Source organism: uncultured Microbacterium sp. (assembly GCF_963521695.1).
In the GTDB taxonomy this organism is placed as follows: domain Bacteria; phylum Actinomycetota; class Actinomycetes; order Actinomycetales; family Microbacteriaceae; genus Microbacterium.
This window is the reverse complement of sequence record NZ_CAUQWC010000241.1, coordinates 1-4,850: the sequence shown is the minus strand read 5'-3', so window position 1 is coordinate 4,850 and position 4,850 is coordinate 1. Positions and strand designations below refer to the sequence as shown.

Annotated in this window: 6 protein-coding genes; 3 read left to right on the top strand and 3 right to left on the bottom strand. The window is 71.4% G+C overall.

The window, feature by feature from the left end; genetic code table 11:
- A partial coding sequence (locus tag RWP81_RS14325) for a hypothetical protein (RefSeq protein ID WP_314457194.1) occupies nt 1–652 on the bottom strand: 652 nt, incomplete at its 3' end.
- 418 nt (nt 653–1,070) lie between these two features.
- On the opposite strand from RWP81_RS14325, the gene RWP81_RS14320 reads away from it, so the two are divergent.
- On the top strand, nt 1,071–1,418 hold the full coding sequence (locus tag RWP81_RS14320; protein ID WP_314457193.1) for a hypothetical protein: 348 nt from the start codon (nt 1,071–1,073) through the stop codon (nt 1,416–1,418).
- 146 nt (nt 1,419–1,564) lie between these two features.
- Here the strand turns inward: RWP81_RS14320 and RWP81_RS14315 are convergent, their stop codons facing one another.
- Complete coding sequence (locus RWP81_RS14315; RefSeq protein ID WP_314457192.1) at nt 1,565–2,017, bottom strand: helix-turn-helix domain-containing protein; 453 nt, start codon at nt 2,015–2,017, stop codon at nt 1,565–1,567.
- Between the two features lie 379 nt (nt 2,018–2,396).
- On the opposite strand from RWP81_RS14315, the gene RWP81_RS14310 reads away from it, so the two are divergent.
- A complete protein-coding gene (locus RWP81_RS14310; protein WP_055956285.1) occupies nt 2,397–2,582 on the top strand; it encodes a hypothetical protein in 186 nt (61 codons plus the stop codon).
- A 168-nt stretch (nt 2,583–2,750) separates the two neighbouring features.
- Here RWP81_RS14310 and RWP81_RS14305 read toward each other — a convergent pair whose 3' ends face one another.
- The gene (locus tag RWP81_RS14305) at nt 2,751–3,635 is read right to left on the bottom strand and encodes an alpha/beta hydrolase fold domain-containing protein (protein ID WP_314457191.1); all 885 of its coding nucleotides are present in this window, start codon (nt 3,633–3,635) and stop codon (nt 2,751–2,753) included.
- Between the two features lie 279 nt (nt 3,636–3,914).
- On the opposite strand from RWP81_RS14305, the gene RWP81_RS14300 reads away from it, so the two are divergent.
- Nucleotides 3,915–4,850: glycosyltransferase (locus tag RWP81_RS14300; protein ID WP_314457190.1), on the top strand; the 936-nt coding region annotated here is incomplete at its 3' end.

The window sequence follows — 4,850 nt, the reverse complement described above, 5'->3', positions numbered from 1 at the left end:
CCTCGACGTAGGCCTTGGCACGACGCACCGGCGCGGGCAGCGGGCGCGACGGACGGCCCGCGGCGAGCGCATCGGTGAAGGTGGTGGGGAAGGCGAGAAGCGACGCCTCGAGCATGAGCGTGCGGGCCTGCTGCTCGATGATCGGGGTGCGCTCGGGCGAGCGCAGCAGCACGTCGCGGGTGTACTCCCACGTGCGCGTCCAATAGCGCAGCCGCTGCTCGTTGACCGGCGCGTGCCCGGTTGCCCGGACGCGCAGCGTGTCGTCGCCGGAGAGCCGGCGCGCGGCCTCGTCGAAGTCCGATCGGGCGAACGACACGGCGGTGCCGGCGATACGGCCGGTGAAGGTGAACTCGATGGGGCGGTCGACCACCATGAACGGCACCGCGGTGTCGATGCGTTCGCGCCGGTACGTCCCCGTCACACGGGGACCGGCGAGGCGTCCGACCACAACCTGGTCGAGAGGGTCCGACTCGACCATCATCGTGGAGCCCATCGTCCAGTCGCAGAATCCGAAACCCGGTTCGGAGGCGGCATGCCAGGCGAGCGCCGGCTGGATGGCCTCGGCTCGTGCGATTCGCGCACCGGGGACGATCGTCTGCCACAGGTGCTCGACGGTTTCAGCGTCGCGGGTTTCGATGTTGGTGTGCTCCACGAGTGTTTCCTAAATCGTCCGAGAATGTGCGGCAAGACCATTGCGTCGTTGGACGCGAGGACGTATGGGAACGCTCTCACGTGGTCGGCAGAGCGGCCCGCGATCGACATCGATGCCCCCGCACCCGCACTCCACCGTAACCTTTGAAATGGCTGTGGTGCGCATTTGGCATGTGTGGCCGCAACGCGCGCCTTTTCGTTCGCCGGGCGCATCGTCCGTCCGCGCCCTTTGCGCGCACGGCGAGGAGGACAGGGCTTCCGAAGCGGCGAGAGCTGCACGGACCGTCTCGTCGTCGTTCCCCGGCGAAGGCGGGTCGCACGAGGTCTCGGCGCGGCATTCGTGCCCCCGCGCCGGGATGCTCGTCGCCCGCCATAATGAGGGGGGTCGCCTTTCGGCGCCCGTTCTCGAAGGGATGCCGATGCCGTTTCGCACCATGACGACGCTGCAGTCCTGGGTCGATGATTTCCGAGCCCTCGGATACGACGATGCCGACATTCTGCGCGTCATTCCGCAGGACGTCGGAGAAGGCGAAGACGCGGGCTTGATCGCGGCTCGCCTGCGGAGCGTGTCGACGACGTTCTACGTCGCGCCCGGCACGGCCGAGGGGTCGACGGAGTGGTCTGTCACCTTCGAACCGCGCGAAGACGCCGCGCCCCTTCCCGCGGGGCGCGTGATGGCCCTGTCGGGCGAGCTCGCAACTCTCGCGGCGCTGTGCTCCTTCCTGCAGGCGCGGTCCGAGGCGTTCCTCGCCGCTCGCGGCGCCTGAGGACTCGCAGACGCTGACGCGGTGACGCCCCGTCGGGGCTGTTCGCCGGGGCGAGCGGCGAAGCGGCGTCCTGCGACGACGACAGCCTCGATCGCGGGCCGGTCAGGACTCCCCCGGTGGGCAGCGTCCGATCGAGATCCGGCGACTCAGCCCGCAGCCGTGGCGACGATGCGCTCGAGCAGCTGCGCCACCCGTCGCGCCTCGGCCGGATCCACCGCGGCGATCGCCGCCTCGATATCGGCGTCGAACGCCCGCAGTGACGACCACGGGGGTGCATCGAGGTCGACGGTCGCCGTGATGTGGTTGACGCGACGGTCGTCGTCGTCGAGGTCGCGACGCACCGCGCCGCGCTGCACGAGACGATCGATGAGGGTGGTCACCCCCGCCGACGTGATGCCGAGGTGGTCGCGCACGTGCGAGGGCCGGGCTCCCGGATTCTCTGCGACGAAGAGCAGAGCGCGCGCGTCGAGCTCGTTCAGGCCCAGGGCGCGACGCGCCTCGGACGCGGCCGTTCGTCGCGCTTCTCCGTAGGCCAGCAGGGATCGACCGAGTGCCGACCCGGGCACGGGCGGCGAGGATGTCTCGGATGAGGTCTGCACGACCCACGATCGTACCCAGTTCGTCCATGTACGCGCGCGACTTCCGTTCCGCGCGTCGCACCCGAGTCGGTCGGTGAAGCGGACAGACACCACGTCGGGCGGCGCAGGGACGCCGTGCGGACGCGGCGCCCGGACGAGGCGGCCGCTCCGTCTCGCGTCCGAGGCCGCGCGCACGATGACGCAAGCACGCCGCGATGCTCCGCGTCCGGCCGCTTCGCAAGGGGGCCCCTACGCAGCTCGCCGCCGATGTCAAGAGGGCCGCCGGCGCCCTCGTCCGGGGATATGACTGTGACCAACAGCACCCCGCGACAAGACGGGGACTCGACCCGTCGGGAGACGGGCGGACATCCCGTCGGGAGACGGGAGCGAGGAGAACACCATGATCTACGGACAGCACGGCGGACAGCAGGCACGCTCAGGGTGGAGCACCGCCATGTCGGCCGCCATGGGCAGCGGCATCGTCCCGCGTTCGACCGAAGAGCCCCGGGAGCGCAGCACGGCGCGCTGGCCCTGGTCGCGCATGCGCGACGCGGGCACGGCGACGGAGGCAGCGCCTCGCGCCTGAAGACCGCGGCCCTATCCCCCCGGCGCGTCGACTCCCACCCCCGCGGAGTCGGCGCGTCGGGTCGTTGTGGGGGGCATCGTGCGTGGGTCCGCCGGGTGTCGACATCTCGCCCGTCGTCCATTGCGGCGATCCTCTGTGCGCCTGAGGCCCGTGCACCGGTCCGCGCGACTATCCCCGGAGGGCGGCGACGATGCGCGAGCGCGCGGCTGCGCCCACCCGCGTGGGAAGAAGCGGGAAGTCGTGCACGGCGCCCGCGCGTTCGAGGACGGTGACATCGACTCCGGCCGCCCGCGCCTTGTCCACGAGGAGGTGGGCGTCGGGGTTCAGGATGTCTCGCGTGCCCGATGCGATCAGCAGCGGGCCGAGGTCGTGCAGATCACCGAAGAGCGGGCTGACGACGGGGTCCGTGAGGGGGAGGTCGCCCGCCCACTTCTCCGCGAGGATGCGGCAGCCGTCGACGCCCAGCCAGGGATCGCTGGGGAGGACGTCAGGGATGCGGGGGTTCGAGATCGTGAGGTCGAGGGCCGGAGCGATGAGGACCGTGCGGACTCCTGCGATGCCCGCGTCGCGGAGCGCGAGTGCGGCCGAGAGCGCGATCTGACCCCCGGCCGAGTCTCCGGCGAGATGCACGAACGAGCCTGATCGCCGCAGCGCCGCGTGCAGACGGAGCATGAGCGCATTCGCCTCCTGGGCGTCGCCGTACGGGAGCAGACGCCAGATCGGCACGGTCACGGTGATCTGTGCCTCGGCGGCGATCTGGAAGATCAGGGCCCAGTGCTGTGAACGGATGGTGTTGATCCATCCTCCGCCGTGGGCGTAGATCACGTGCCCCGAAGAGCCCCCCGACGTGGGCGACACGGTGTACACCGGTGTCGCTCCGTCGCGGTCGACGGTGATCGAGACGTCGGACCGCACCCGTGCGGGCGGGCCGTAGGCGGCCGGCCGCAGAGCTCGCTCACGGATGGCGTCGTGAGCCCCCTGGGCGGTTCGGAACGGCCTGTTGGCGCGGATGAGGCGCAGAAGCGCGGGGAAGATCGCCTCGGGAAGGTACATCGGCCGTCTCCTTCATCGGGGGTGCCACGGTCCACCCCCGGGCGTGCAAGGGGTGCGAGCGTGCGCCGATTGTGTCAGACCATCGCGCGGAACACCCGTCAGCTCGTCCAGGCGCCGTGGGGCACGGTCGGTCGACCGGGGCGGGAGCGCGCAGCCGGGAACCGCGTGCGCGGGCGTTCATTCGATGGTCGCCCAGGCGTAACCCACGACCCGGGTCGGACCCTTCAGCATGGGACGACCGCGACCGCGGTGCTGGCATCCCGACCCGGAGGCGACCCGATGACCCGACCCGTCCGTGTGCTGTCGCTGTACGAGGGCTTCTTCGCCGGTGGAGCGCGCATCCTGCACTCCGACGTCGTGGCGGGTCTGACCCGCGACGGGTCGCAGCAGCATCGCGTGCTGTCGCTGACCTCGGCCGCGCGCCGCGACGCTTCCCTGCAGCTCGCTCGTGACGACGGTCGCTTCCGCCGCCTGCGCACCGCGGGCGTGCGGATCGACACGTTCGATCGCGTCGCCGAGGATCGTCCCCTCGCACCCGAGGACTTCACGGCCGCCGAGTTGGCCCGCGCGGCGTCGCTCTTCTCCGAGGCCGACGTGGTGCTCTCGCTCAAGGAGCAGCCCCTGAGTCTCGTCGTCGCGCTGCAGCGTGCGGGTCTGCTGCCCGACCGCCCGATCGCGGCGTGCCTTCACCGCTCCGACCCGACCCACTCGGGCCCGGCTCTCGGATGGCTGGCCGACTCGGCCGCGTCCGGTGCGGTGACGGCGACGATCGCGTGCGCCGAGTCCACCTCGGACGCCTACGCACGTGCCGGGGTCGCCGCCGCGACCTCGTGGGTCATCGACAACGGCATCGACACCCGCCGTTTCCGTCCGGGGACACGCGCCGAACGCGCTCGCATCCGTGCCGGCCTCGGCATCCCGGAGGCGGCGCCCCTGATCGTCCTGGCCGCGCGGTTCGACGCGATGAAGGACCCGGGTCTGTTCCTGCGGACCGTCGCCCAACACGCGCGGCGCACCCCCGACGCGCACTACGTCGTGTGCGGGGCGGGCATGACGTCCGACAACCCCGCCTTCCTCGCGCTGCGGGCCGAGAGCGGCGTGGGACCGGAGGTGCCCGTCCACGCCCTGGGTCTGCGCGAAGACGTGCCCGAGCTGTACCGCGCCGCCGACATCGTCGCCCTCACCAGTGCGTACGGCGAGGCCTCACCCCTGTGC

Excerpts from the sequence above, each read along its gene's own strand:
- RWP81_RS14320 (WP_314457193.1), top strand. The coding sequence starts at position 1,071 with ATGCCGTTTCGCACCATGACGACGCTGCAGTCCTGGGTCGATGATTTC.
- RWP81_RS14310 (WP_055956285.1), top strand. The coding sequence starts at position 2,397 with ATGATCTACGGACAGCACGGCGGACAGCAGGCACGCTCAGGGTGGAGC.
- RWP81_RS14305 (WP_314457191.1), bottom strand. The coding sequence starts at position 3,635 with ATGTACCTTCCCGAGGCGATCTTCCCCGCGCTTCTGCGCCTCATCCGC.